Origin of the sequence: Pseudomonas sp. FEN (genome assembly GCF_904067045.1) — a bacterium.
In the GTDB taxonomy this organism is placed as follows: domain Bacteria; phylum Pseudomonadota; class Gammaproteobacteria; order Pseudomonadales; family Pseudomonadaceae; genus Aquipseudomonas.
Window position 1 is genome coordinate 396,640 of sequence record NZ_CAJFDC010000010.1, and the last position, 25,576, is coordinate 422,215.

General features: G+C 58.2%; 23 protein-coding genes, 1 tRNA gene and 2 pseudogenes. 13 read left to right on the forward strand and 13 right to left on the reverse strand.

The features are described from left to right. The first annotated feature begins 64 nt into the window (after positions 1-64). Both PFEN_RS10520 and PFEN_RS10525 read left to right on the forward strand, forming a co-directional pair. Positions 65-141: transfer RNA gene (locus PFEN_RS10520), tRNA-Pro, on the forward strand. Positions 142-602: 461 nt separating this feature from the next. Further along, positions 603-740, forward strand: a pseudogene (locus PFEN_RS10525) (AAA family ATPase); the annotation flags it as partial. 14 nt (positions 741-754) lie between these two features. On the opposite strand, the gene PFEN_RS10530 reads toward PFEN_RS10525, so the two are convergent. Then, positions 755-1,045 carry a type II toxin-antitoxin system ParD family antitoxin gene (locus tag PFEN_RS10530; protein ID WP_040066196.1) on the reverse strand — a complete coding sequence of 97 codons (291 nt, stop codon included), beginning with the start codon at positions 1,043-1,045 and terminating at the stop codon, positions 755-757. A gap of 743 nt (positions 1,046-1,788) precedes the next feature. On the opposite strand from PFEN_RS10530, the gene PFEN_RS10535 reads away from it, so the two are divergent. Continuing rightward, positions 1,789-2,271 (forward strand): hypothetical protein, encoded by a 483-nt coding sequence (locus PFEN_RS10535; RefSeq protein ID WP_191486766.1) that lies wholly within the window; start codon positions 1,789-1,791, stop codon positions 2,269-2,271. 3 nt (positions 2,272-2,274) lie between these two features. Continuing rightward, positions 2,275-2,508, forward strand: coding sequence for a hypothetical protein (locus PFEN_RS10540; protein WP_191486767.1), 234 nt, complete (start codon positions 2,275-2,277; stop codon positions 2,506-2,508). Positions 2,509-2,627: 119 nt separating this feature from the next. Here PFEN_RS10540 and PFEN_RS10545 read toward each other — a convergent pair whose 3' ends face one another. From PFEN_RS10545 to PFEN_RS10555, 3 genes are all read right to left on the reverse strand, one after another. After that, a complete protein-coding gene (locus PFEN_RS10545; protein ID WP_191486768.1) occupies positions 2,628-5,867 on the reverse strand; it encodes a DEAD/DEAH box helicase in 3,240 nt (1,079 codons plus the stop codon). Positions 5,868-5,976: 109 nt separating this feature from the next. After that, the gene (locus PFEN_RS10550) at positions 5,977-6,570 is read right to left on the reverse strand and encodes a hypothetical protein (protein ID WP_191486769.1); all 594 of its coding nucleotides are present in this window, start codon (positions 6,568-6,570) and stop codon (positions 5,977-5,979) included. Positions 6,571-7,126: 556 nt separating this feature from the next. Further along, positions 7,127-7,297 carry a hypothetical protein gene (locus tag PFEN_RS10555; RefSeq protein ID WP_412071413.1) on the reverse strand — a complete coding sequence of 57 codons (171 nt, stop codon included), beginning with the start codon at positions 7,295-7,297 and terminating at the stop codon, positions 7,127-7,129. 332 nt (positions 7,298-7,629) lie between these two features. On the opposite strand from PFEN_RS10555, the gene PFEN_RS10560 reads away from it, so the two are divergent. The 6 genes from PFEN_RS10560 to PFEN_RS10585 all read left to right on the forward strand — a co-directional run bounded on the left by PFEN_RS10560 (position 7,630) and on the right by PFEN_RS10585 (position 14,277). Next, on the forward strand, positions 7,630-8,598 hold the full coding sequence (locus tag PFEN_RS10560) for a hypothetical protein (RefSeq protein WP_191486770.1): 969 nt from the start codon (positions 7,630-7,632) through the stop codon (positions 8,596-8,598). Continuing rightward, a complete protein-coding gene (locus tag PFEN_RS10565; protein WP_191486771.1) occupies positions 8,598-8,966 on the forward strand; it encodes a hypothetical protein in 369 nt (122 codons plus the stop codon). The genes PFEN_RS10560 and PFEN_RS10565 overlap by 1 nt, the downstream gene beginning before the upstream one ends. A 140-nt stretch (positions 8,967-9,106) precedes the next feature. After that, entirely contained in the window at positions 9,107-10,036 is a 930-nt protein-coding gene (locus PFEN_RS10570; protein ID WP_191486772.1) for a LysR substrate-binding domain-containing protein, read from the forward strand. 245 nt (positions 10,037-10,281) lie between these two features. Further along, complete coding sequence (gene tcuA / locus PFEN_RS10575) at positions 10,282-11,736, forward strand: FAD-dependent tricarballylate dehydrogenase TcuA (protein ID WP_191486773.1); 1,455 nt, start codon at positions 10,282-10,284, stop codon at positions 11,734-11,736. Continuing rightward, positions 11,723-12,880: a tricarballylate utilization 4Fe-4S protein TcuB gene (gene tcuB, locus PFEN_RS10580; RefSeq protein WP_191486774.1), complete on the forward strand. Its 1,158-nt coding sequence runs from the start codon at positions 11,723-11,725 to the stop codon at positions 12,878-12,880. The genes tcuA and tcuB overlap by 14 nt, the downstream gene beginning before the upstream one ends. A 47-nt stretch (positions 12,881-12,927) precedes the next feature. Next, positions 12,928-14,277: an MFS transporter gene (locus PFEN_RS10585; RefSeq protein WP_224770938.1), complete on the forward strand. Its 1,350-nt coding sequence runs from the start codon at positions 12,928-12,930 to the stop codon at positions 14,275-14,277. A gap of 348 nt (positions 14,278-14,625) precedes the next feature. Here PFEN_RS10585 and PFEN_RS10590 read toward each other — a convergent pair whose 3' ends face one another. Next, complete coding sequence (locus tag PFEN_RS10590; protein ID WP_191486775.1) at positions 14,626-15,240, reverse strand: TetR/AcrR family transcriptional regulator; 615 nt, start codon at positions 15,238-15,240, stop codon at positions 14,626-14,628. 113 nt (positions 15,241-15,353) lie between these two features. On the opposite strand from PFEN_RS10590, the gene PFEN_RS10595 reads away from it, so the two are divergent. After that, on the forward strand, positions 15,354-16,301 hold the full coding sequence (locus PFEN_RS10595; RefSeq protein WP_191486776.1) for an SDR family NAD(P)-dependent oxidoreductase: 948 nt from the start codon (positions 15,354-15,356) through the stop codon (positions 16,299-16,301). Beyond that, positions 16,302-16,709: a hypothetical protein gene (locus PFEN_RS10600; protein WP_191486777.1), complete on the forward strand. Its 408-nt coding sequence runs from the start codon at positions 16,302-16,304 to the stop codon at positions 16,707-16,709. It begins immediately after the preceding gene. Between the two features lie 285 nt (positions 16,710-16,994). Here PFEN_RS10600 and PFEN_RS10605 read toward each other — a convergent pair whose 3' ends face one another. The 8 genes from PFEN_RS10605 to PFEN_RS10640 form a co-directional block, all read right to left on the reverse strand. Beyond that, positions 16,995-17,303 (reverse strand): hypothetical protein, encoded by a 309-nt coding sequence (locus PFEN_RS10605; RefSeq protein WP_191486778.1) that lies wholly within the window; start codon positions 17,301-17,303, stop codon positions 16,995-16,997. Between the two features lie 662 nt (positions 17,304-17,965). Then, complete coding sequence (astA, locus tag PFEN_RS10610) at positions 17,966-19,000, reverse strand: arginine N-succinyltransferase (RefSeq protein WP_191486779.1); 1,035 nt, start codon at positions 18,998-19,000, stop codon at positions 17,966-17,968. A 31-nt stretch (positions 19,001-19,031) separates the two neighbouring features. After that, the gene (locus PFEN_RS10615; protein ID WP_191486780.1) at positions 19,032-20,048 is read right to left on the reverse strand and encodes an arginine N-succinyltransferase; all 1,017 of its coding nucleotides are present in this window, start codon (positions 20,046-20,048) and stop codon (positions 19,032-19,034) included. 130 nt (positions 20,049-20,178) lie between these two features. After that, entirely contained in the window at positions 20,179-21,528 is a 1,350-nt protein-coding gene (locus PFEN_RS10620; RefSeq protein WP_191486781.1) for an APC family permease, read from the reverse strand. A gap of 143 nt (positions 21,529-21,671) precedes the next feature. Further along, a complete protein-coding gene (locus PFEN_RS10625; RefSeq protein WP_191486782.1) occupies positions 21,672-22,424 on the reverse strand; it encodes an N-formylglutamate amidohydrolase in 753 nt (250 codons plus the stop codon). After that, the gene (locus tag PFEN_RS10630; RefSeq protein ID WP_191486783.1) at positions 22,408-23,760 is read right to left on the reverse strand and encodes a glutamine synthetase family protein; all 1,353 of its coding nucleotides are present in this window, start codon (positions 23,758-23,760) and stop codon (positions 22,408-22,410) included. The genes PFEN_RS10625 and PFEN_RS10630 overlap by 17 nt, the downstream gene beginning before the upstream one ends. Beyond that, positions 23,757-24,401: an isochorismatase family cysteine hydrolase gene (locus PFEN_RS10635; protein WP_191486784.1), complete on the reverse strand. Its 645-nt coding sequence runs from the start codon at positions 24,399-24,401 to the stop codon at positions 23,757-23,759. The genes PFEN_RS10630 and PFEN_RS10635 overlap by 4 nt, the downstream gene beginning before the upstream one ends. 2 nt (positions 24,402-24,403) lie before the next feature. Further along, positions 24,404-25,258, reverse strand: coding sequence for a MurR/RpiR family transcriptional regulator (locus PFEN_RS10640; protein WP_191486785.1), 855 nt, complete (start codon positions 25,256-25,258; stop codon positions 24,404-24,406). 186 nt (positions 25,259-25,444) lie between these two features. Between PFEN_RS10640 and PFEN_RS30580 the strand changes: the two are divergent. Next, positions 25,445-25,513: pseudogene (locus PFEN_RS30580) on the forward strand (VOC family protein); the annotation flags it as partial. Positions 25,514-25,576 lie beyond the last annotated feature (63 nt).

The window sequence follows — 25,576 nt, forward strand, 5'->3', positions numbered from 1 at the left end:
TCAAACGCTTGCGGTATATTTCTTCTCGCTTCCACAAGAAGCAAAACCCAGTTTCACGCCTAGTCGGGGCGTAGCGCAGTCCGGTAGCGCACTAGCATGGGGTGCTAGGGGTCGAGTGTTCGAATCACTCCGTCCCGACCATATTTCCTGAGTAAAATCAGACACTTGAGCCGATCAGCTAGATCGGCTTTTTTGTGCCTGAGGGGGAATCCTTTTTTAGGGCACATATAGGGCGCATGGGAACCCTGTACAGAGTTCTCGCCGCTTTTGTCCTCCTTGCACTGCCTTCAACATCGATTGAAATCCTTTTCGGGTTGTCGTTGTTTCTCGGCGTTTAGAATTTCCAGCAGTCTTCAAATGCTTTTGTTTGGCGTGATTGGGAGTTTTCCGCGGTTGCGCCGTGTCGGAGTCGTTGTCGACTCGCGGTATCCATCGGGAACCCTATATTGCCTCAGGGAGCTGACCGCGCATGGAGGCACCTTATAGGGCGTACACGGCACTGATGGTGTAATGCTCTGACTAGCACTTCTCAGGGCAACTTGCCTCCAGTGGGCAAAATGATGCCATTATCATGGGCATTGAGACCACGCTGAGGGACCAGTATGAAAGTCGTCAAGCTCACTATCCAAAACTTCCGTGGCATCCGTTTGGCGAACTTATTGTTTGATGGTCATACGTTGATGGTCGGAACCAACAATGTCGGTAAGAGCACAATTTGCGAGGCTCTCGACCTAGTTCTTGGGCCAGACCATGCTCAACGGTTCTTGGTAGGGGAGAGGGCAGCTCGTTCGCCGATGTCAGCCAGAAGCTCTCCCAACTGGTCACCGCCAATCTCGATGAAACGACCCCGCTCCAGGTCCATCAGTCCTGCTGAAGTGGCATGACGCAAAGCATCGAGCTTGGCCAGTTCTTCAGCTTCACGCTGCTCCAGCAGACGAAGCCCTTCGCGCATGACTTCGCTGGCGTTCTGGTATCGGCCGGAGACAACCAGGTCGTTGATGACCTGGTCCATGTGATCAGTGAGAACGACATTTCGCGTAGCCATGTTGTGCTCCAGGAACAAATAACGCTGCTGCGGATGTTGGCATATTATGCCATCGCATTGGCTCATGCCTAGTTTGAGTCTGGAATTCATGCTGGAAGGCCTCTTGCAAGATTTGTCAGGGTGATGGATGGAAAACGGAAAATGGCCCTGCCTGATCATGGATGGAGGGCAGGGAGCGGACCTCAAAGGCCACTCCTGTCGGGGGATACACCGTTTGGGTCAGGGCACGTTTGTCAGCTTCTGCGCTGGCGGAGTAAGGAAGGCGTTGTGGAAACCCGTTGCAGCAGATGTTGGGCATAGCTGCTCCCCCAGATTTAAGAAACAGAACTCGGAGAAGCGTTGCGACCTGGGGGGAGGATCAATGCGCAATGGCGCATCGTAGCTTCCCGGATCCAAGCTACATGGGCATGTTGCTGACAACGTCAGCGGTATGCCCCAACACAATGAATAAGGCCGCCGGGAGCTGTCAAAACCCCAACTGCTACAAGCTTTTTCAGGTCGTTGGTGTAGCTATAGAACGGGGAAGAGGACTACAAATCTGCTTCCACAACCAGCGTGGGAGCCTTCCTGATCATCTGTTCGGTTTTTGCCGAGGAAGGTGTGCATTGCCTACAGCCGTGTTTGTGTCAGGTGGCTATTTCACCAAAGATGAAAGTCTTTTTCGGCGTTTTACCAAGCGCTTGCGAAAGCCTATGAGCTAAGACAGACTCCCAGCCTTTCCAGACTCGACAAGGATGCGAGCATTGAAGTTTGAGAGTGACCAGTTTTCCGGCAATCATGGAATTGTCTTCAACGTATCGCGCTTCACCCTGTCAGCCAGTGAACGGGGTAGCCTCAGAACGTTGCATTTTGGTGAAGCGAAAGCCGCCCACTATGACGTGAACAATCTGGTGGTGGCGCTCTACGACAGAATGCTCGCCAAGGATTTGCCCTGCCAAATGATGGTCGGGATCTCCAAACCCCTGACCCGGCAACAGGGGGATTTACTCAATGCCCAACGAACGAGTATCGCCATGCTCACCAGTGGTGTTTTCGCCGCAGCGGCAGGCAGGTTTATGCCTGCTGTGGCCTTTCCAGTGGGATGGGCAGTCCGCGAGTTCACGCTGAGCAAATTGCCGACTTATCACGCTGGCGATGTCATCGTCAGCCTGGATGCGCAGGTCAGCGGCGGCATAGGTCCCCAGCACTCCGTATCGTCCATGATCATCAAGAATCAAGGCGGATAGACCATGAGCGAGTATGGCTTCTATGCCGGGGCTTACGCGGTGTTCCTGCTGCTGTTCTTTTGTCTGAAATCCTACCTCCTCAGAAAATGGCTGGGCATCACCCTGGTCGCTCTGGGGCTTGCGAGTATTTTTATACTGCCGCCTTTCATTGCCGGCTTCGATCTGGGCATCGCTTCGATTTATGCCATCGGTAGCGGGGCTGCGCTGTTTTTCAGTCGGGCCCGGTATGCGGCATGAGCCAGGTGCTCATTCAAGCAGCGTGAAATGGTCTTCCAAAAAAACCTCATATTTCCCACACGTCTCAGGTGTGGGAAATATTGTGTGCGTAGGAGGCTTCGGCCTAAGGCGGCTGTTTGTCATGCAGGACTGTCGGCGGTCATCTGGAAATGAGCCGGCAGCAGCTCCATAACGTCACAGAAGAGTTTCCGCTGCTTCCAGTCATTGCGATCGCCAATCACATACAAGCGGCGCTTGGCCCGGGTGGCCGCGACGTTGAGCAGGTTTGGCTTGGACACTGCCCATTCGCGAGCGCCGCCGTTTTCGCTGCTCCCACCCAGGACGAGGATGATCACGGCAGCTTCCTTACCCTGCATGGTGTGAATGGTGCCGCGCACGATCTTGCCGTGTAATCGATCCTTGAGCTGGTTGCGCACGTCCTGGAAGGGCGTAATCACTGCGATGCTGTCCAGCGGCACACCGTCGCCATCCAGCAAGGCCAACAGACGTTCGAGTACCTTGCCTTCATTGTCGACCCAATTGCCAGAAGAGCGGCCACTCGCATGCACCCAGCCGGTGAGCAGGCGGGCCGGAGTTTCTTTGGCGGGGGATGGCTCGATGGTGCCATAGACCATGGCACCGTCGTAAGCGATGCGATTAGCCAGGTCGAACATCGGTCTGTCGCAGCGACGGTGTACCACCAGCGGCAGGCCGACCCAGCATTTCTGGTCTTTGGGACCGGCCATGCGACCCCAAGGGGTGGCCTGGTCGGCCAGGGTCTGGGCGGACTGGCGATTGGGTAGCCAGTGAGCGTCGACTTGATAGCGGGTACGCATGTGTTCGAGCACGGCATCGGATACGGTGACGATCGGCTCCAATTGCAGCGGATCACCGACCAGCACAGCCCGGCGTGCACGCCACAGGGCACCCACTGCAGCCTGCGGGGTAGCCTGACCGGCTTCGTCCACCAACAGCCAGCCAATCTCGCCGCAGCCAAGGCTACCGAAGGAGCGGGCGAACGAGGCGAAGGTGCTGCTGAGCACCGGCACTACCATGAACAGCGAGGCCCATGCCGAACGTACCACGGCCTGGGACACGCCGCGATAACGGCTGCCGGTCAGCGTGCTGGTGATGAACTCCAGGTTGGCGCGCAAGCGCGAGGCCTCGATCTGGAAGAAGGTGCGGTGCAGCTTGAGCGCTTCGATAAACACCTTCGCCCGGGCCTGGCGCCAGCCTTCGACGATCCAGGGTTCGAGCAGCTCGATCTTGCTACCTCTGCCGATCCGGCCTTGTTCGAGCCAGACCCGCAGGTGCTCGGCCTTTCCAGCCTGGACAATGCTGCGAGCCTTGTCGATCTGCAGGGCGGCGTGGCGCACGGCTTCGTTGATCTCCTGTTCGTCCGTAGCCAATTGTCGATTGAGTTCGGTGAGCTGGCCGACGAGTCGCTGCATTTGGCGTTGAGCACCATCGAAGGCGTCCTTGGCCAAGGCGTGGGCGCTATCGAGCAGGCGTTGCCGGGCTGTCCACATGCGATGAGCACCCCAGAGGCTGAACAGGTTGGCGAGAAATCCCGGCTTTTTTGCCAGGTGTGCTTCAAGGGCCTGAAGTTCTCGTTGCAGTTGCTCGCGGGCAGGCGTGAGCTGTCGTGTTTCCAGCATGGCTTGTTCATCATCGAGACGGCTGCGCTGGGTCAGGCGGACTTGGCGCTCCTCTTCCTTCTGGTGGACTCGGGCCTTGGCGCTGATCACTGCCTGAACCCGTTCCAGAATGTCGCTGACTTGAGCGCGTAGTGCCTGTTCGGCGTTCTTGGCTTCCTGGTATTGCTTGACGGCGGCGCGCCAGAGACTGGTTTTTTCGGCGGACGAGAGCAACTTCATCTGTGGCGCTTGCTCGGCCAGCCATCCGCGCATGCCCTTGGGGGCTGGTTTGTCATCCGTGCTGTTCGCTACGGCCGCGTCGGGCGTTGTATCGCCGTCGTATAGATCTTCGTCCAAGTCTCCGTTGTCGAGGGCCTCTGGTTGGGAGGATGACGATTCCTCTTTGGTCTTCGTCGCTTTGGGCGGACGCTTGCCATAGAAGAAGCGATCGACGAACTGGGTACGTTTGGCTTTGCTGCCCAATGCCGCGGAGATCATTGCCCAGGCTGGCTTGCCGCTGGTGAGCTCGCCCAGTTCGCTGAAGTACTCGGCATCGGGCAGCCAGGATGGGTCGACCTTATCCTGCTGGGGCAACTCGAGAGTTACGTTCTCCACGGCACCATTATTGGAGGAGGCTACCACCATCTCGAAGCCGAACAGGCGTGGGTTGAGTTGATAGGCTAAGCGCTCGCGTCCGCCATCGTTGGCGGATTCGCGCCCATCCTGAATGAAGGCTTCCGACGCCTTGCTCAGCGAAGCCAGTACGTCGGCTCGCTGAGTCACCACGGCGGCGATCAGGTCGCGGAGGAGGGTGGTCTTCCCTGTGCCTGGAGGACCGTTGACGCCCATCACGCCGGTGTCGTTGCCCAGGTTGTTCAGTAGGCTGTTGACTGCCAGTTGCTGGGAGTGCACCAGCCCCAGATGCCGTTCGGCAGGCCAGCAGCCGGCGGCGTAGCGCGAGGGCGCGAGGCGATCGATCAGTGCCAGATCTGCGTTCGATTGGTCGAGGTGCAGACGCTGGCTGGCGTCGTGATGACTCAGGTAGCGGGCCAGCGGCGCACTGGTTTCGCCACGGCCCAAGGCATCGGCCACGTCGGCCAAATCGCTTAGCAGGAAGCTGTTGAGCGGATCGTCCTCCTGTTCGGGTTTACTCGGGTTGATTGGTGCAGAGCGGAAGCGATGTTCGCGCGGCTGGTCCCCGAAAAACGCTTCGAGTCCCAGGGTCTGGCGGATGTAGTCGGTCAGGCGTGCCAGGTCGGCAGCTTGGACCACCCCACCGAGCAGGCTTTTGGCCTGTCCACGGAGGAGGTCCTGGGTCTCGTCGAAGCCGCGTGTCCAATCCTTTTGATTGATGGCGCAGCCAACGAACCACGCCTCGCTGGAGAGAACCAGGCTATCGACCAGCATCATGCCTTGGTCGTTGAACTTGAGCGCGTACAAGGCTGAAAGCCGATGTTGTGGCTCCTTGTAGCCTTGGTCGGCGCCGTAGAGCGCCTCTAACTGGCGAGACACATCCAGGTTGTTGTAAAGGTGTGCGTAGAGCGTGTGGCTCCATACCCGTTTGTTCGGCAGGCGCTGCCGGCTCAGCGGGTTGGCTGGCATCCATGGCAGGATTTGGGCTGAGGCGGGGATGTTTTGGAAAAAAGGTTGATAGTCGCTGTCGCGCTTCTTCAGCTTGGGGACTGCCTGGGGTTGCAGCAGCTCGACGGCGTGCCAGTAACGCACGATATTTTGAGGATTCATCTACGTCCTTGAAAGCGCTGGGGGCTTGGATTCCTGATAGGGAAGAATATCAGGCATGGTGCATCGCTTCCTGGCGCAGGGCGCAGAAGCGATGCGGTCGTGGGCCGGATCACTTGCCTGATGGATACCAGGTGGCGTAGTTGTGGGTGTAATCCTCTTCCAGATCGATGTCTTCGTCGCGGATATCGTGAACTACATCCCGTTCTCGGTCGAAGGCTGGGCGCAATTCGCGTTCTGCCAGCTCCTGGGCCACATAGGCCATGCCTCGCCATTTGTTGCGCCATGCCAGCAACTGTGCCGGGGTTTCAATGACGTAGACCGGTGCGTCGAGACGTTCACGTAGGTTTGGAACGCGGTAGGAGGCGTTCATTAGGCTGGGAACTCGAACTTCTTGGCCGCGCTTGTCCCAACCGATCCAGTGGCTGTAGAAGCGCATACGGCGGTCGTTGTTAGCGATGAACTCGAAATAGTTTCGACTCGATCTGGGCATCGTCCGGGCGCAGGCCAGCCGCATCAGCTTAGTGTTGATCTTCCCGATGCGGTCATCGCTTAACTTGGCCAGTGAGAGCAAAAAATGATCATAGTTGTTGAATCTGATTTCCTTGGCATGGAAATGCAGGCGTTCGGTATAGCCCATTCCCTGATCGGGTGAGCAGCGGACGAGGTACTTGAAGTTTTTGACGCAGTCGACTGATGCGGACATGACTTTCTCCACAGGCCTATATCGGAACAACCGATACCCGCATTGCTGCTTGCTTGGCCTTTACTGGCGAAAATCAGAAAGAAGAAAGAGGATGGGTGTTCCCCAACGCAGCAGGGTGCCTCCCGAGGCATGGCGTGATCTTAAGTGGCCAGTAGCTAGCCTGTCAATAATCGCGTGGGGGGACTCCGCGTCGTGCATACCATATAAAATGGTACGGCTCAGGTCATGCCGGGCGGCGTTATCGGTGACCTGCTGAGCATGTTCTGTCCGAGATCGACACTGACGTTATCGCTGTGCCATTTCTAGTTCTTCGCGGGATATATCCAATTCCTCATCATTCAACTGAGATGCGTAATTGAATTTGGTCAAGAGTGATCGGTCAAGTCCTGCCGGTATCGATCATCCCAGCCCCAGAGCTGATCGGGCGGGTAAGCTTGGGCATTACAGTCGCACTGGAAAAGCTCCTGGAAGTACGGTCGGCAATAGAGTCGACTATAGCGGTGTGAACGCGCCTAGCCGCGCTTGCTCAAGGTACACTTTGATATGGCGCTCGACGCTAAACACACCGGGCGTGTAGTCGAGCTTCCGGGGCGGTAGGTGTCGGCTTCAGCGCTTTCAGCTCGGCTTCAATGCCGGCCAGGTCGGCGTCGACCAGTTCCTCCAGCAAGCTGGCCTGAAGGGGGCTGAATGACTCGGCCCGTTTGGCGAAGCGATGGCGCTTGAGCACGGCCAGTTCGTGGGTGAGCTTTTGATTGACGGTTTTGTAGTGCAGGACCGTTTTAGATCGAATCGACGCGGATCATTGCAACAGGTCCTGGAGAAAAGCCGTGTGCCAACGTCTGGCACTCGGTTGGTCCGATCATCCAGGTATTCAGGTCGATCAAACCTTGCGCTCAAGTGAAAGAGCATTTCCCGTAATGCCCTACCGATGTTGGCTGAAATGTAGGACGTTTCTTATAGTTAATTAGGATCTGTAGCAAACAGCGGTATTGCTCTTCTTTTCGATCTTTATCTGTCTTTATATCTGACGCCATCTTTCATACTTCAAGGATGTGAAGCATGGCGAGCGGATTCATCAATGAAAAGACTATCCATTACCCCAGTCTGAAAAACCAACTGTTGATACAGCGCGGTTCACATGCACAGACCAAGTTCGACACGATCAATAGCCACCTGCGCCGCTCAATGGTGACACCAGGACAACTGGTGATCGTTCCCGATGACAGCACGGCGTCCTGCACCTTCGAAGAAGCCTGGCTGATGACCCGGGCACGGGAAATCGATCTGGCCCTGAGCCTCAACCCCAAGGCCGGTGTCGAGGTCCTGAACAACTATGATTTGTTGCAGGGCTTGCTGGGATACAGCTCGATTGGCATCGGCAGCACCACGGCGGCCTGGGGACGGCATTTGACTGGGGTCGAGGAAACCTTGAAGGACATCGAAAAACTGCATCAGCAGCATTTAAAAGGCGGCAGCTCGGCCAGGAGCGAATTTTTCGTCAAGCGCCAGGCCCTGTTCCAGAAGCTGGACACTCAACTCCAGGGTGTGGGCCATTACGGTACCAGCCTGCGACACAACGAGTCGATCAAGAAAATGCTCGGCATTTCCACCCAGCGCTACCTGCATCGCCAGACCATCGACGGTTATGCGCAGCGGATCAACAAGATTGCCAGCACCTCGCGTTTTCTGAGCAAAGGCGGCTATGTGGGCATGGCCCTGGACGTGGGAGCGGCGGGACTGGCGATTCAGGAGGCGTGTTCGACGGGGCGGGAAGAGCAGTGCAGAAAGGCCCGGTATGTGGAGGGCGGCAAGGTGGCGGGAGGAATTGCTGGTTCTCACTTCGGAGGAAAGCTTGGGGCGCGTGCAGGGGGATTGGTGTGCGCGGTTGGGTTGGGTGTTGTATCGGGCGGGTGGGGAGCATTGAGCTGCGGAATTATTGGTGGGGTCGTAGGTGGATATACTGGCGGAATAATATTTGGAGGGCTGGGAGAGCTTGCGGGTGATTTGATTTATGAGGGAACGCATTGATGATGACGTTGGAGGCGATGAGTGTTTTTCTACTTCTGTTTCTATTGTTCTTTAGTCTTGGCTTGTCAGCCTATATCACTAAAACAAAGCTGGATTTGGTCGAAGCCTATTTCGATAATAACGAAATGATGATCGGTGACCGCAAATGGTGGGGCGGCAAGTCTTACAAGCATCGCTCAATGAGGTTATGTTTGATCGGCATCGTTATCATGTTTCCCAGGATGTTCATCTGGCGCGGACTCGTCACCCAGCGAGAGCTCGACGCCATACCGCAGGGGCTCAAACGATGGAGCAAGGCACCTTTGTATCTTGAGCTTCCTCTATTCTTCGGCATGATTGCCTTTTGGATATGGCACCCATTTCTGTGAGATGGGCAGTGCGCAAGTTCACGCTGAGCAACTGGCCGACGTATCACGCCGGCGATGCCATTGTCAGCCTGGATGCGCAGGTCAGCGGGGCAGGCAAGAGGTAGACTGCTGATTTATCCTTCGTCCGGAGTCGCTTCCCCTTGGAACTCAAGCAACTGCGCTATTTCGTGAAGATCGTCGAGCATGGCAGCCTTGGCCGTGCCGCATTGGAGCTGGACGTCGGCGTCTCGGCACTAAGCCAGCAGGTCGGCAAGCTTGAGAGTGAACTGTCGACTCGCCTGCTAAACCGTACCAGCACTGGCGTGACACCGACCAGCGCCGGGTTCGCCTTCCTGCACCACGCCCAACTGACCTTGCGTCAGGCGGAGAACGCGATCCTGGCAGCACATCGCGGACGCATGAGTGGATACGTCAGTGTCGGTCTGCCACCCACCACCGCCACGGTTCTGGCGCTGCCATTGATCAATGCAATGCGCGAGCGTTACCCAGACATCCAGTTGCACCTGGTGGAGATGCTGTCCGGGCACCTCGCGGCGCAGCTCAATGCGCGACAGATCGATCTGGCCATCCTGTTTCAACTCGAAGGCGGTAAGCGCTGGAACGTGACGCCGTTGCTGGACGAAAAACTATTCGTGATTACCTCCCGGGAGCTGCCAGGCGCACCTCGTGGCGACAGCGTGCAACTGGCAGATCTTGGTCAACTGCCGCTGGTGATGCCCAGCTCTCAACATGGGCTGCGTACGACTCTGATGACTGCATTTGAACGCTCGGGCGTGACGCCTAACATCATCATGGAGATAGACGGGCTGGTCGTGCTGATGAACGCGGTAAGGGCCGGACACGCCGCTACGATTCAACCAGGTGCCGCCGCGGCATTAGAAGGGGAGTCGGGATTGTCACTGGTACAGATCGCTGATGCGCACGTTGGGCGTAGGAATTTGCTGGCGACTCTTGCTGACGACGAATTGTCTCCGGCTGCTCTGGCGACGCGGGTCGTGATAACCGATGTCGTGCGACATCTGGTCAATGATCGACAGTGGCCCGGAGCGCGTTTGATCGAGGAAATTTGAGACTTGGAACCCTGTCACCGTACCTATGCCTTACAGGCAATGCCGCCCACTCAATAGTTGTTCGCCTCGCATAACCGTTGCGATCAAAGGGGCTGTTGCCCGAAGAAAGTTCACTTCCCCCCCCTTTAGCAAAACTAAAGCCCCCATGTAAAAACCCGCCTTTCGCCCCCTTGGGTGCCGCACTACTGTTCGCCCACTCGCCAGCAGCAACTCGTTCCCGTCTGCTTGCGAATTGAGGAGAAACGATGGTCGATGTTTTGGTTATAGGTGGCGGTAACGCGGCCTTGTGCGCGGCGCTGATGGCGCGGGAAGCCGGTGCCAGCGTGATGTTGCTGGAAAGCTCGCCAAAGGTCTGGCGCGGTGGTAATTCACAGCACACGCGCAACCTGCGCTGTATGCATGATGCGCCGCAGGATGTGCTGGTCGACGCGTATCCGGAAGAAGAATATTGGCAGGACTTGCTCAAAGTTACCGGCGGCATAACCAATGAAAAATTGGCACGCATCGCCATTCGCGCCTCTTCCTCGTGTCGTGACTGGATGCGATCCCACGGCGTGCATTTCCAGCCGCCGTTGTCCGGCGCGTTGCATGTAGCACGCACCAATGCATTCTTCATGGGCGGAGGCAAGGCGCTGGTCAACGCGTACTTTCGCAGTGCTGAACGCCTGGGCGTCAAGATTCGCTACAACGCTCAAGTCACCGATATCGAGCTGCAGGATGGAAAGTTCGTCGCCGCGCACATAGACGAGCGCGAGGTCGATGGGCAGCATTTGCCTGCCGAACGCGTTGAAGCCCGCTCCTGCGTGCTGGCAGCCGGTGGCTTCGAATCCAACCGCGAATGGCTGCGCGAGGCTTGGGGCCAAAACGAACGTGGCGAATGGCCGTCGGATAACTTTCTGATCCGTGGCACGCGTTTCAATACCGGGGTGTTGCTGCGCCGCATGCAGGATCTCGGCGCTGACGTTATCGGTGATCCGACACAGGCGCACATGGTTGCCATCGATGCCCGGGCGCCGCTTTACGACGGTGGGATCTGCACCCGTATCGACTGTGTGTCGCTGGGCGTGGTGGTCAACCGCGACGGCGAGCGCTTCTACGACGAAGGCGAAGATTTCTGGCCCAAGCGCTATGCAATCTGGGGGCGGCTGGTGGCCGGTCAACCCAACCAGAAGGCGTATTCGATCATCGACCAGCAGGCGATCGGCCGTTTCATGCCGCCGGTTTTCCCAGGGGCCAAGGCCAACTCACTGCAAGAGCTCGCGCGTCTTCTGGATTTGCCAGAAGCGCAGTTCATGCAAACCATCGAAAACTACAACCGTGCCTGTCAGGTCGGCACTTTCGACCACACCGCCCTGGACGACTGCCATACCGAAGGTCTGACACCGGCCAAGACACACTGGGCACGGCCTTTGGTCAAACCGCCGTTTTATGGCTATCCGCTTAAACCCGGTGTGACCTTCACCTACTTGGGCTTGGCCACCGATGAAACGGCGGCTGTGCACTTCAAAGGCAAAGCCAGTCCGAATCTGTTTGTCGCCGGGGAAATGATGGCGGGCAACGTGCTGGGCAAGGGCTACACCGCCGGCATCGGCATGGCCATAGGCACTGCTTTCGGGCGTATCGCTGGCGTTCAGGCGGCGGCCTCGGTGGGTTTTGGCCCTTCTACTGTGATATCGGAATCTCGACATGCAACGGTTTGATCCCCAAGCGTCCTGCCAACTGATCCCAGTCCTTAATCTGGAAGAAAGTGAAGTTGAGCGGCAGATGACCATCTGCAATGCCTGTCGCTATTGCGAAGGTTTCTGTGCGGTGTTTCCGGCCATGACCCGGCGTCTGGAGTTCACGCAGGCAGACATCCATTACCTGGCGAACCTATGCCACAACTGCGGTGCTTGCCTTTCGGCGTGCCAGTACGCCGCGCCCCATGAGTTTGCGGTCAATGTGCCTAAAGCAATGGCCAAGGTGCGTCTGAACACTTATGCCGAGTACGTTTGGCCGCAGCCGTTGGGCAAGCTTTACCAACGTAACGGTCTAACCCTGGCTCTGGCTTCGGGTGGCGGGTTGGCGTTGTTTCTGTGCTTGACCCTGGTGGCGATGGGTAACCTGTTCACGGCCATGCCGGGGGGCAATTTCTACGGTATTTTCCCGCACAACACATTGGCCCTGATGTTTGGCGTGGTGTTCGGCTTTGCGGCACTGGCCCTGACAATCGGAGTACGACGCTTCTGGCGTAACGTCTCACCTGTCGACGCGCCGCTGCCACTGAAAACCTCTGCCGCCCTGGAGGCCACGGTCAACGTCGCACAGCTCAAGTATCTGGACGGCGGCCACGCAGAAGGCTGCAATAACGAGGATGACAAATTCACTCTATGGCGCCGTCGCTTCCACCACTTCACCTTCTACGGCTTTCTGCTGTGCTTCGCCGCCACGGCAGTGGCCACGCTCTATCACTTCCTGCTCGACTGGTCTGCCCCATACCCGATCTTCAGTCTGCCGGTGATGCTCGGAATCCTCGGCGGTACCGGCCTGCTGGTGGGCCCGGCCGGATTGCTCTGGATGAATCTGCGCCGCAACCCGGAACAGGGCGACGAGAACCAGAAACCCATGGATCGCGGATTTATCGCGCTGCTGTTGCTGGTCAGTTCCAGCGGCCTGGCATTGCTCGCCTTGCGCGAGACCAGCGCCCTGGGCTTGCTGCTGGCAATTCACCTGGGGCTGGTGATGGCGTTCTTTCTGACCATGCCCTACAGCAAATTCGCCCACGGTATCTTCCGTAGCGCCGCGCTACTCAAGTACGCCATCGAAAAACGTCTACCCAACCCGATCAACGCCGGCAGTGACTGACTGTCACGACCTCTATTCCAATAACAATATCGAGTAGCACCATAACCATGGTCAAAATAAAAACGGAAAACACCCGATCCCGGACGTCAAAATTCGGCGCTATCATAAGGGTCACCAGCGGCAACTTTCTCGAACAGTTCGACTTCTTTCTGTTCGGGTTCTACGCAACCTACATATCCCAGACGTTCTTCCCCGCAAGCAGTGAGTTCGCCTCGCTGATGATGACCTTTGCCGTATTCGGTTCGGGTTTTCTGATGCGTCCATTGGGCGCCATCGTGCTGGGCGCCTACATCGACAAGGTGGGGCGTCGCAAGGGTTTGATTGTGACGCTGTCGATCATGGCATGCGGCACGGTTCTGATCGCATTGGTACCGGGGTATGCCAGCATTGGCGTCGCGGCACCGATTCTGGTGCTGTTGGGTCGATTGCTGCAGGGCTTCTCGGCGGGTGCGGAACTGGGCGGTGTGTCGGTTTATCTGGCCGAGATCGCAACGCCGGGCCGTACGGGTTTCTACACCAGTTGGCAGTCGGCCAGCCAACAGATCGCGATCATCCTTGCGGCGGCGTTGGGCTATGGGATCAACGCCTACCTGAATGCAACCGAGATAGCGGCGTGGGGCTGGCGCATTCCGTTCTTCATCGGTTGCGTGATCATCCCGTTCATTTTCATCATTCGTCGTTCGTTGCAGGAAACCGAAGCGTTCAAGGCTCGTGCGCATCATCCAAGTACTGCCGAAGTGTTCCGCTCCATGAGGGAAAACTGGCGCACAGTGCTGGCGGGCGGACTGTTGGCCTCGATGACCACGACTACCTTCTACCTGATCACCGTATACACCCCGACATTCGGAAGAACGGTGCTGCACTTGAGCACCACTGATAGCCTGGTGGTGACGTTGTTTGTGGGGCTCACCAACTTTATTTGGTTGCCCATCGGCGGTGCGATTTCAGATCGAATCGGCCGTCGTCCACTGCTGTTGGCGATCTCGCTGCTGTGTATTTTCACAGCGTATCCGGCCATGCATTGGCTGGCTGAAGCCCCCAGTTTCGAGCGATTGTTGGTGGTCTTGCTGTACTTCTCGTTCTTCTTCGGCGTGTACAACGGTGCAATGGTCGCGGCCTTGACCGAAGTCATGCCACAGAATGTGCGGGTGGTGGGGTTTTCTTTGGCCTTCAGCCTGGCGACCGCAATTTTTGGTGGGTTTACCCCGGCGATGTCGACCTTTCTGGTGCAGGCAACCGGCGACAAGGCGTCTCCGGCCTATTGGTTGATGTTCGCAGCGTTGTGCGGGTTCTCGGCAACGATGGTCTTGTATCGGCAACGTAATAGGTCTGCGAAAAAAGACGGGCCGCCCCCAAAAAGGGGATTGTCGCGAAAAACGCCTGACCAGGTGGTTTAGCGTGGCAGCGAATGTTCATGCGATATCTGAACAAATATGGCAATTGAGCCTGGCCTGCACAATCGGCTGTTAGATTGCCAGCCGTTGAGTTCACCATTGAGCGGCTGAATCTGAATGACCGTGACTGCCTGAAGGTTCGTGAAGACTATGCAACCGCGTTTTCTGATGGCGATATCTCGTTGGACTATTTGCGCCGTCGAGCACCTTTTCTTGCCAGGGAAATCGAAGTGGAGGGAGGCGGTCTGCCGATGTCTGTTCGACAGGACTAGACGCGAACCTGCCTCTTTCTGCTGTCCCCTTTCTGCTTTCTGTGCAGTCATTTCTCCGTGAATTGTTTCCGATAACCCGTCAGACGCGCCGCGACAGGAGCACCAAGTCGGCCGCTTCCTCAGCGTCTTTGAGGAGCGTCTTGCGCGGCGTGCCCATCTGCGCACGCATGGTCAGCCCACGCGCTAGATCCGTGACTTGGATTGCGCGCGCGGTTACGGGAAAGTCAGACGGGATTTCTCCCGCGCTGATCCCGTCCCGGAAACGGCCTTCCACTAGCGTCACGGCGCCAGCTCCCGCGTTCTGCAGGAACTGCCGGACCTCGGGGTCGTTCACAAGCGGCGCGACGCACACGAGAAGACAGCCTGGGGCAGAACCTTTCTCGGTCGCACTTTCTACGGCCTGCCTCAGAAAGCTGGTGAGCGAGTCGCGAAGAGTCCCCGGCGAGAGGAGTGCTTTGGCTGCGAGAGCGCCTTTCCTCTCTGCATACGCCCTGAGGGTACGCAAGAATATCGTCCGCTTGTCCCCAAAGACGGCATACAGGCTTGGTCGTCCCACACCCATCCCGGCGACGAGATCGTCGATCGTCACTCCGTCGTAGCCCTTCGACCGAAACACCTGGGTCGCCTTTTCCAGCGCCCCAGCCTCGTCGAAGCTGCGCGGTCGGCCCCGCGGCCTAGCTGTATTTTGAATCATTTAGTTCAAAACTCGTTGACAATGGCTGTTTTGCAAATATATAACTGAATAGTTCTAAATTGGCAAGCGGGCTCCGGCTTCGCGGGGCTTCACGTTTCACCACGGAGACACCTATGGAACATTCGATCGCACTCGTCACCGGCACCACCTCCGGGCTCGGTTATGCGGCAGCCCGCACTCTTGCCGGAGAGGGCTGGCGCGAGATCATTGTCACCGGGCGCAGCCTGGCCCGGACCCAGGAGACGGCCGCTCAGCTCGCGGCGGAGACCAAGGCGCAGGTCTTCACGCCGCTGGAGCTGGATCTGAACTCGCCGGCCAGCGTTGAGTCCGCCCTCGCCGAGCTGGTCAAGCGCGGTCGGCCGATCGATTTCCTGCTGCTCAATGCAGGGATGGTTCCAGGCAAGGAGCGCGTGATCACGGCCGCAGGCGTCGAGGCTTCTCAGGCCCCGCTGATCGGTCATCATCAACTGACGGTCGGCTTGCTTCGCGCCAACCTGCTGAGCCCCAACGCACGGATTGTTATCGCCGGTGCGGAGCCTGCCCGAGGGGGCGTACCCATGTTTCGCTACACCGACGTGCCAGCCTTCGCGGCCAAGAACTACCGGGGTGACCAAACCGCCGCTGTGGAAGCCTTGATCCGTAACGGGCCGAACGTGAAGTACGTGCCCAACAATGCGTATGCCGACGCGAAGCTCACTGTCGCTTGGTGGGTCGCGGCGCTGGCCCGCCGGCTACCTTCCGGCATGGCCGTATACGCCGTGTCGCCCGGTGCCGCGACCGCTACCAAGGTTTCGCGACAAGCTGGCCTAGCCGTGAAGTATCTGTTTATCCCAATCGCGAACCTCATTCCTGGCATGAATCAGACGCCGGAGACCGCGGCCCGTCGGTACCTCCAGGCGTCGGAGTTCGGAACCGACGTCTCAGGGCAATTCTTCGCCTCGGCTCAAGGGAAGTTCTCAGGCCCCATTGAGGTGCAGCGCCACCCACACCTCCACGATCACGCCAGCCAGGAAGCCGCGTGGCAGGCCGTCGTCAAGGTCTCCGGCGTCGACTTGTCCTAGGTGCATCCTTATTTCGAGTTTGATGTTCTCCAAGGAATCGCCACGAATCAGGGAGCGGCAATCGAGCGAGCAATTGAAAAATATGGCATTGGTGTCATGGTTCAAGAGCGTTTCGGCGACCCTGATGGTTTTCAGAAAGACCTAATGTATGATTTTCGGGTCGGTGGGAATGACGAAGAAGCACTTTGTACTGGCCGTCGGATGATGCACGCGTCATTGGCATACATTTTTCATTTTTCAAACGAAAGCCGGACAGGCTTGAACAATCGATCCAATGGGAATGCCCGTTTTATACGTCGTGCGGAGAAGACTTTCGTCGCGATAATCAACAAACCTGCAAAAATACACCGTGGGTTACCAAGGCTTTACCTGTGGAGAAATTGTGCTTTTTCGGGCGAGCTATCATAGGAGCGGGCGACCCCGCGCAATCTCCAGAAACCCCTCCGGCCACAATGGTTTGATGCATAACGAAGATCTTGTGCAAAAGGAGGATGTATTTGTAAAAGGATCAAAAAAGGACGTATTTGTTTTAGTGTCTTTTTTTCGGCCGCTTTTGTGAGTCCGACCCCGCTACTGGCGTTCCGTCCACGCAGGATGCCCAGGCAGGGAGATGAGTGCTAAAACCCGAGGTCTCTTGAGGGGTGGGGCCAGTGCAGAAAATGCCCCGTCACACAAAGTGGCGGGGCTGGATGCTTAGTCGATGATGTCCAAGCTGAAGGACGGATTGAGTGTCGTGCCGGTGATCGAGTAAGAGGCGGTGGAGCTATCGTCTTCCCCGTAGTCGAAATTGTCTCCCGAGTCGTGATTGGGTCCACCCTGAACGTAGGCCCTGGCCCAGCAGGAGGTGCCTTCAGGAACACCATATTCGCGAAGGTCAACCTTCGCAACGCCACCGGCCGTGATCACCTCAGTTCTATCTGGAGGGCATTCGCCACCGTCCCACTCGACTCTGAAGGACGAGGCGAACCCTGCTCTATTATGAAATTCGACGAGATATGGCAAGATATTTTCCTTTCATAAGTTTTAGTGTTTTCTTAATTGTCATGTCACGCCGCTTCGAAGACGCAACGATGACAGCATGAGCAATATTGCGGGTAACACGTTCCAGTATTAGTCCAGCGTTTTAGAATCTACGTATCACGCTAGATTAGTGCTGAACCCTTTTCCTCATGGTCGCCGCGCAATGCGCGCAACAGCGTTGACGCATTGAACCTGGGACGCTGCGATAGCGAAGCCTTCCATGGGGAAATTATTTCCTTTTAATCGAAAGTATAGATGGCGTGTAGTGACATCTTTATTCACTAGCGCTGCTCGATTACGAGGCTAGCCGCCTTTCATGAGTATGCATTTCAATATTTAGATTTATTGGCTATAAGTAAGGTGGCTATAAGCCATTAATGTGTTTTTAACACAACGATAGAGATGCGCTCAGATTTGAGCGCACCGACGATGGTCCAGTCTTGGTTCATACCCTTTTCTGCGACAGGCTTTTCACGAATTTCTCACATCCTGAAGCGCAGATTGATCTGACAAAAGGATTTGACCCCATCAAACAGAAAAACCGCCATGTGCGGTTTTTTTGTTTCTGGCTTTTGATGGGTTTTGTCGCGAGACGGTTTGCGACACGGTCCGTGCAGACGCACCCATAACAGGTATTTGGCACATCAGGCGGCCACCGCCTGCCGTTGTTGCTTGAGCAACGGCACGGCGCGTACTGAGCTGCCCGCTTGCAATTGCAGGCGTTTGGCGGTCAGGCGATCGACCAGCAAGCTGTTGCCGACCAGTCGAGCGCGGGCGGCGGTGATACGGCAGTTTTCCAGGCGCTGGTTATGGATCAGCCAGAGCGGCGCGTTGTCGTCCGGTGTGCCGACCATCAGGTCCAGCGACTGGCTGTCGTGCACGGCACGGATTTTCGAGATATGGGCTTCGATGAGCGGACCGCCGTCGAAGATGTCGATGTAACCCTTATGGGAAAAGCCTTCGTTGCAGAGGATTCTGCGCGCCGGTTCGGCGTTTTCATGGGCCTTGCCGATCACCGCCTGAGCTTGCTCGGTGAGCAGGCAGGTGTACAGCGGCTGACGTGGCATCAGCTCGGCGATGAACGACTTGTTGCCGAGCCCGGAAAGGTGATCGGCGTGGCTGAAGTCCATTTTGAAAAAATGTCGACCGAGGCTGTCCCAGAACGGCGAGCATCCGTGCTCGTCGGCGCTGCCGCGCAGTTCGGCGATCAGTTTTTCGCCGAACAGGTGTGGGAACTCGGCGACAAACAGCAATCGCGCGACTGACAACAGTCGGCCGTTATGACCTTGACGCTGATCCGGGCGCAGAAACAACGAGCCAATTTCCGATTGGCCGGTCATTTCGTTGTTGAGGAACAAGGTCGGGATTTGTCGACGGATTCCCAGGCCTGCCGAGGTGTTGACCGTCAACCCGACACGGTAGCTGTACCAGGGCTCACGCAGCCCGACGGCACCTGCCAGGGCGCTGACGCCGATCACTTGCTGATCGTCGTCTTCGAGCACGAACAGGTAGTCGGCATCAGCCCGTTCTACCTGCCCGACAAAGGTCCGCTGCGCCCAGCGTATGCGCAGGGTCAGACGCTCCTCGTTGGCCGGCAGCGCGGTGAACTCCGGGCCGGCGAGGCGTGCCAGCGCCAGTAACGCGGGCAGGTCGCTCATTTGAACCGGGCGCACGATCATGATGGAGCTCCTTGGGCGCGCAAGATCTGCTTCATAGCGCAATCAGCCGAACGGGGCTGCCGTTGTCCAGTTGCAAGGCGTCGAGCTGGATGGCGTTGAGCAAGACTGGCTGGTCTGCGTTCCAGTCCAGCTCGGCGATAATCGCTCGGTAGTTTTCCAGTGCGTCATTGCTCAGCAGGTACAGCGTCTTGCCTGCACTGTGTGAGCTCAGGTGCGCAACGGCCGTGCGGGTCCGGGCAATCGAACGAATACTCGGGGTGCGTGCAAACAGTGTTGGTCCACCGTCGAAGAGGTCGATGTAGCTGTTGCTCTCGAAGCCTTCGCGTTCAAGGATATCGAAGGCTTCCTGGCCATCCGGATGAATCCGGCCAATACACGCCTGAGCGCTTTGCGGCAGCATCGGTACGTAGATCGGGTAGTGCGGCATCAACTCGGCGAGAAAACTTCGGTTTTGCAAGCCGTAGAGGCGTTCCGCCTCGACATAAGGCAGGTCGAAAAAGTGCTTGCCCAGTGCATCCCAGAATGGCGATTCACCTGCGTCGCTGCTGTAGCCGACGATTTCGCTAATCACGGCGTCGGAAAAGCGCTGAGGGTGGGCGGCGATGAACATCAGTCGGGCCCGGGAAAGCATTTGCGAAGCGGGCGTGTGCTCTAGCTCGCTGTCGACGTGAAAACCGCGCAGCAAGGTATGGGCGCTGAGGTCCTGGCACAATGACAGCGCCGGCACCCCGTGATGAATGTTCAGCTCGCGCGACTCGCTGGTGAACGGGCGGTTGCGCAGGCTGTAGAAGGGCTCGTTGAAACCGGCGGTCGCGAGGACTTCCGAACAGCCCAGCAGCCGTTGACTGGCCAGATCCTCCAGCACGAAGAAATAGTTCTCCGGGCCATGGCTCTGCACGTCACTGGCAAACGATGCGCAGGAAGCGAGAATCTTCTGGCGCAGGTGCTCGGTGTCGTCCGGCAACGAGGTGACACTCTCCAGGCTGTCGCGCGCAAGTTGTTGCAACTGAGGCAGGTCGGATAACTGAACTGGACGTAAGGCCAGCATGGAGGTACTCCTGTATCAAAGGGCCTGATACCGGGCATCAGGTTTGACTATCACTGTCGGCTTCCACGCATGCAACGGCGGTCGGCTAATCACTGTCAGCGACCGCTCGACGTTTAAACACGGCTCTTTTTCAACTGTTGGAAGGGTCTGGCAATACGCTGCTGGCGCCGATTCTGTTGAGGAAAAACAGGTAGACCAGGCCCGCCGCAATCCAGATGCCGCCGAGCTTTTGCGCATCGGCACCCATGTTGGAGAGGATGGCGCTGACGATGATGAAGCCGATCACCGGGCAGACCAGATGGCGGATCACCTGGCCGGATTTCTGCCGGCGCCAGTAGTAGTTGATCACGGTCAGGTGCAGCAGCATGAAGCCGCTCAGGGCCCCGAAGTTGACCAATGAAGTCAGGGTGTCCACCGAGTTGATGAACAAGTAGCAGATCAACAGCGACAGCACCGCCACCAGGTAAATACTGATGTGCGGGGTGTTGTGTTTGGGGTGTACCTTGGCCAGCACTTTGGGCAGTTTGCCGTCTCGTGCCATACCGAACAGCAAGCGCGATACCGCGGCTTGCGAGGTGATTGCCACCGCCACGCCCCAGGCCAGTGCCGTGGCCACGCCGGTGACAGTCGCCAACCAGCTGCCGGCGGCGACTTCGGCGATTTCATAGAACGCGGTATCGGCGGACTTGAAACCCATGCCGGCGGCCAGGTCCGTGGCGATCCAGGTCTGCACGACAAAAATTACCCCCATGATCACCAACGTGATCAACGCGGCTTTGCCGACGCTGCGGCCCGGGTCGCCTTTGATCTCTTCGGCCAGGGTCGAAATCGCATCGAAGCCGAGGAACGACAACACCGCAATTGACACCGCTTGCATGAGCAACGCGAAGTTGAAGTGCTCGGGGTTGTACAACGGCGCCAGGGTCAGCTGACCGTTACCGGCGCCACCGTGCAAGGCGGTCCAGGCGTAGAACAGGAAAATCCCCAGCACCACCAGTTGCGCCAGCAGAAAGAGCATGTTCATCCGTGCGGTAAAGGTGATGCCCCGCAGGTTGACGAAGGTCGCGCTGACCAGGAAGGCGAGGATGAAACCGACCTTGGGAATGTCCGGGTACAGGTGGTTCAACGCCATCGCCGCATACACGTAGAGCAGCGGCGGGATCAGCAGATAGTCGAGCAGCATCAGCCAGCCGGCGATAAAGCCGACATGTGGGTTCAGCCCGCGTTGAGCGTAGGAGTAGACCGAGCCGGCGATCGGGAAGGCCCGCGCCATGCTGCCGTAACTCAAGGCGGTGAACAGCATCGCCACCATGCCGATGATGTAGGCCAGCGGCACCATGCCGGGTGCCTCCTGGTTGACGTAGCCATAGACGCCGAAGGGGGCGATGGGGATCATGAAAATCATCCCGTAAATCACCAGATCGGTTAGCGACAGACTGCGTTTCAACTCTTGCTTGTAGCCGAATTCTTCTATTTCCATGAAGCCGTTCTCCTTGTAAGCCACTAGGGCAATGTGTTTGAACCAGGCAGGTAAAAACACGCGACTGCGTTGGTCATCGTTGTTTTACCGGTACAACCTTCCGTGTTTTTTCAGCTTGAAACTGTTCGCTTGAGGTCTCGGTTCTACAGCAGCGGCGCCAGATAATCGCTCCAGGTCTGGACGGCCAGTCGATTGCGCAACAGGTCGTTGCGCACCTCGATCAGCACCGAGTCGATGCCGCGGGCGTCGCCGTGAACCGGCACGGTCATGTCGGCCGCCGGATTGATTTTGTAGGGCTGATTGCCGGCGACCCGCAGTGGATGCCCGGCCAGTCCGTCGATCAGCCGGCGTGCATAATCCTCGGCCCGCCCGTACAGCACGCCGGCTTCCAGCGCTCGGGGCTGGCCGAAGTAGACTGGCGTGAAGCTGTGAATGCCCACCAGCCGCACCGTGCGACCCTCGGCCACGCGGGTATCGATCAGTTCGCCAAGGCGTGTATGAAACGGCGTGAACAGGCACTGGCGGCGGTAGTCGCGGGTCGCGTCGTCGAGATTCTGATTTCCCGGCACCGGATAAATTTCGCTCTTGGCTGGAATGCTGTCCGGGGCCTGCAACGGACGGTTGAGGTCGATCAGCAGGCGCGAGTAGTTGGCCGCCAGCAGGGTCGCGCCGAGAGTTTTGGACAGGCTCTCGGCGAGCGCCAGCGCGCCGATGTCCCAGGCAATGTGCTCGTGTGTGGCATCGTCGCTCAATCCCAGATCGTTCAAGGCGCTCGGGATGTAGCGGCTGGCATGTTCACACACCAGAATCAGCGGATGCTTGGACGCTTCCCGGCTCAGGCTGTAAGCCGGCTCGGTGTAGAGTCCAAACTCGGCGGACTCAGTAGAGGCGTGCATAGTGCTCACATAGTTGGGCGGGCGACAGGTGTTGGGTCAAGGCCAGTTCCTCGGTTTTAACGGCGAAGTAGGTGTCGAGCAACGCGCTTGGCAAGGCTTCAAGCAAGGCCTCGCTGCTCCGCAAGTGGCTCAGGGCCTGCGCGAGTGACGCCGGCAGGGCGACGATGCCTCGGCGCTGGCGTTGTTCTTCATTCAGCGAGTCCGGGACTTCGTCGGTGATCGCGTGCAGCGCCAGGCGTTGCTCGATGCCCAGCCGGCCGGCAATCAGCACGGCGGCCATCGCCAGATGAGGGGAGGACGTGGCGTCCATGGCACGGAACTCGAGGTTGTATTGCGCGGCCTCGGATTTGCCGCCCAGGCTCACGGTCGGGCAGATCCGCAGCGAGGCTTCACGGTTGCGTTGACCCAGGCACGCATACGACGCGCTCCAGTGATGCGGTTGCAGGCGCTCATAGGAAATCGGTGTCGGCGCGGTCAACGCGCAGAGGGCCGGCAAGTAGTGCAACACGCCTGCGGACCAGTGCTGGCCAAGGGGCGACAGGCCGTTGGCGGTCCCGGCGTCATACAGCAGCGGATGGCCGGACAGGTCGTGCAGGCTCATGTGCAGGTGCACGCCATTGCACACCGCGTGTTCCGAGGTCTTGGGCGCAAAGCTCAGGTTCAGATCCATTTGCCGGGCGATCTCGCGCGTAATCTCGCGCACGTTGACCGCCCGGTCGGCCGCTGCGACGCCCAGGGTCGGTCGGCAGGTGATTTCGTATTGGTGTTTGCCATATTCGGGCAGGAACATTTCCGGCTCGACTCCACCTGCGCGCAAGGCGCTGAGCAACCAGCCACCGAACGCCGCGCCTTGACGCTGAGCCTCTAGTGAAAACGCCAGATGTTCGGCCTGGACGCTGTCGGTGGTGAGGTTGAATTCGTGCTCGAAGGCCGCAGTGATCTGCAGCCCAAGTTCATCGTGGTAGCGCTGTACTTCGTTGCGCAGCAGCGTCCGCGGGCAGGCCGCCCATGGACGGCCGTCGGTTTCGCAAATGTCGCCATGGATGAAATCCAGGGCCGGCGCACTGGCATCGGGACCGTTGCTGACCGTCACGCGACTGCTCAGGTCGGGGATCAGCCGCAAGTCACCGTAGGCCCCCCACGGATTGCTGGAGGCGATGATGTCTTGCGGGGTCAGCGCGCTGTTGGCCGGGACCCAACCGCAACCGGCGGTCTGGTAGTGCTCCAGTTCATCGCTCGGAAACGACCGGCCACGGGTCACGCCGATCAGGTCCGTGGTGACGATGGTGGTCATTGCCACGGGCGTCAGAGGCTCACCGCAGTGGGCGCGGCTCATGCCTGCAACGCCTGCAAACGATCGAGTACGGTTTGCGTGTCGGTGATCCAGCAATAGCCCTTGATCGCGTTCAGGCAGGCCAGGTGGCGTTGCTCGGTGTAGGTTGCGCAGGCGTCTTCGACCAACGTCACCAGATAGCCGCGGTCAGCCGCATCGCGCACGGCCATGTCGACACACTGGTCGGTGACGATGCCGGCAATGATCAGGTGGCGGGTTTGCAGGTTGCGTAGCACGTAGTCGATGTTGGTTGAGTTGAACACTCCGGAGGAGGTCTTGGGCAAGACGATTTCGTTTTCGACCGGTGTCAGCGCTTCAATGATGGCGGCTTGCGGGCTGCCTTTTGGCAGGTGCATGTCCGACAGTTTGTGGTCCAGCGAGCGGTCGCGCCCGTCGGCGGTGAGGCTTTCGATGAGGGTGTGCAGAACGTTCTGCCGAGCCGTGCGCACGGCGGCCAGCAGCCTGAGCTGATTGGGAATCACCTGTTGACGGGTGCGGTCGAGGAAGTACCTGGCGTCGGGCCCTTGCAGATGCGGGTCGAACTGCGGCTCAAGCCAGGCGCGTTGCATGTCCACCAGCAGCAGCGCGGTGTGGTCGGTAGCGAATGGCAGGTCACGGGGCGAGTGATGGGGGAGCATAAACATCCTTATTTTTCCTCCAGCAGGTGAGTGGTGAAATCGTTTCGTAGGGCGTCGATGCCTTCCAGTCGCTCGGCCAGATCGGGGCAACGCAACGTCAGGCAGGCAATCAAGGCTTCGACCTGGGCCAGTGCCGGCACCAGGGTGTCGAAGGCCGATGCCGACTCCACGGGCGCGGTGATCACCAGATCGGCCATCTCGCGCAGCGGCGAGGCGTAGATGTCGGTGAACAGCACGACGCGCGCATGCCGGTTCTTGGCCGCGCTGGCGACACGCAGAGCCTGGGATTGATAGCGTCGATAATCGAACAGCAGCACCAGGTCCTGGCGTTGCACATCGAACAGGCGATCAGGCAGTTGCGCGTTGTCTTCCAGGGCAAGGCAGCCCGCACGCAACAGACGCAAATGATTGAGCAGGTAGTGGGCGAGGAAGCTGCTGAAACGTCCGCCGAAGCAATACACTTGATGCCGTGTATCCAGCAGCCACTCCACCAGAATGCGTACATCTTCGGGTTGAGTCAGGGCCTGGGTTTCGAGCAGGGCGCGCTGACTGTCCGCCAGGTAATGGCTCCAGACGTCGTCTTGCTTGAGGTGCGAGCGCGGTTGCAACAGCGCGCTGGGCGAGCGCAGGCGGTGATCCATGTCGCTGAGAAGCGCATCCTGAAAATCGGCGTAGCCACCGAAGCCGAGTTTTTTCACCAGGCGCACAATGGTCGGATCGCTGACGCCGGCATGCTCGGACAGGCGCGACATCGGGCCCAGCCCGTTACGCGGGTACTGGTCCAGCAATGCACGTATGACTTTGCGTTCCGACGGCGTGAGGTCCAGGCCGGGATCGGTGATCCTGTCTCTGAGTGAGGGCATCCGTGCTCCTGCTAGAGGGGGGGGGTGTTGCTTTTATTTCATAATCAGTTAAATAAATACTTATGTAATTTATGCTACATGTCTAGCGGATTTTTCATGCGCCTGACCTGAAAAGTACCGAAGCGGGGCGGAAGTCTTGCCGGGCAAGGGCTGCGTGGATTTCACTTGATGTTGTACATGGGGGCTTCGGCGTTCGGCTGGACATTCGTCGATTACGGCCCTGCCTATACAGAATTCAGTGATGGCCGCCTTACCTGGGAACGTGTCCGATCTCATCGGACACGTTGTGGACCTGCTGGTGAGGACGTGGTGTCGGTG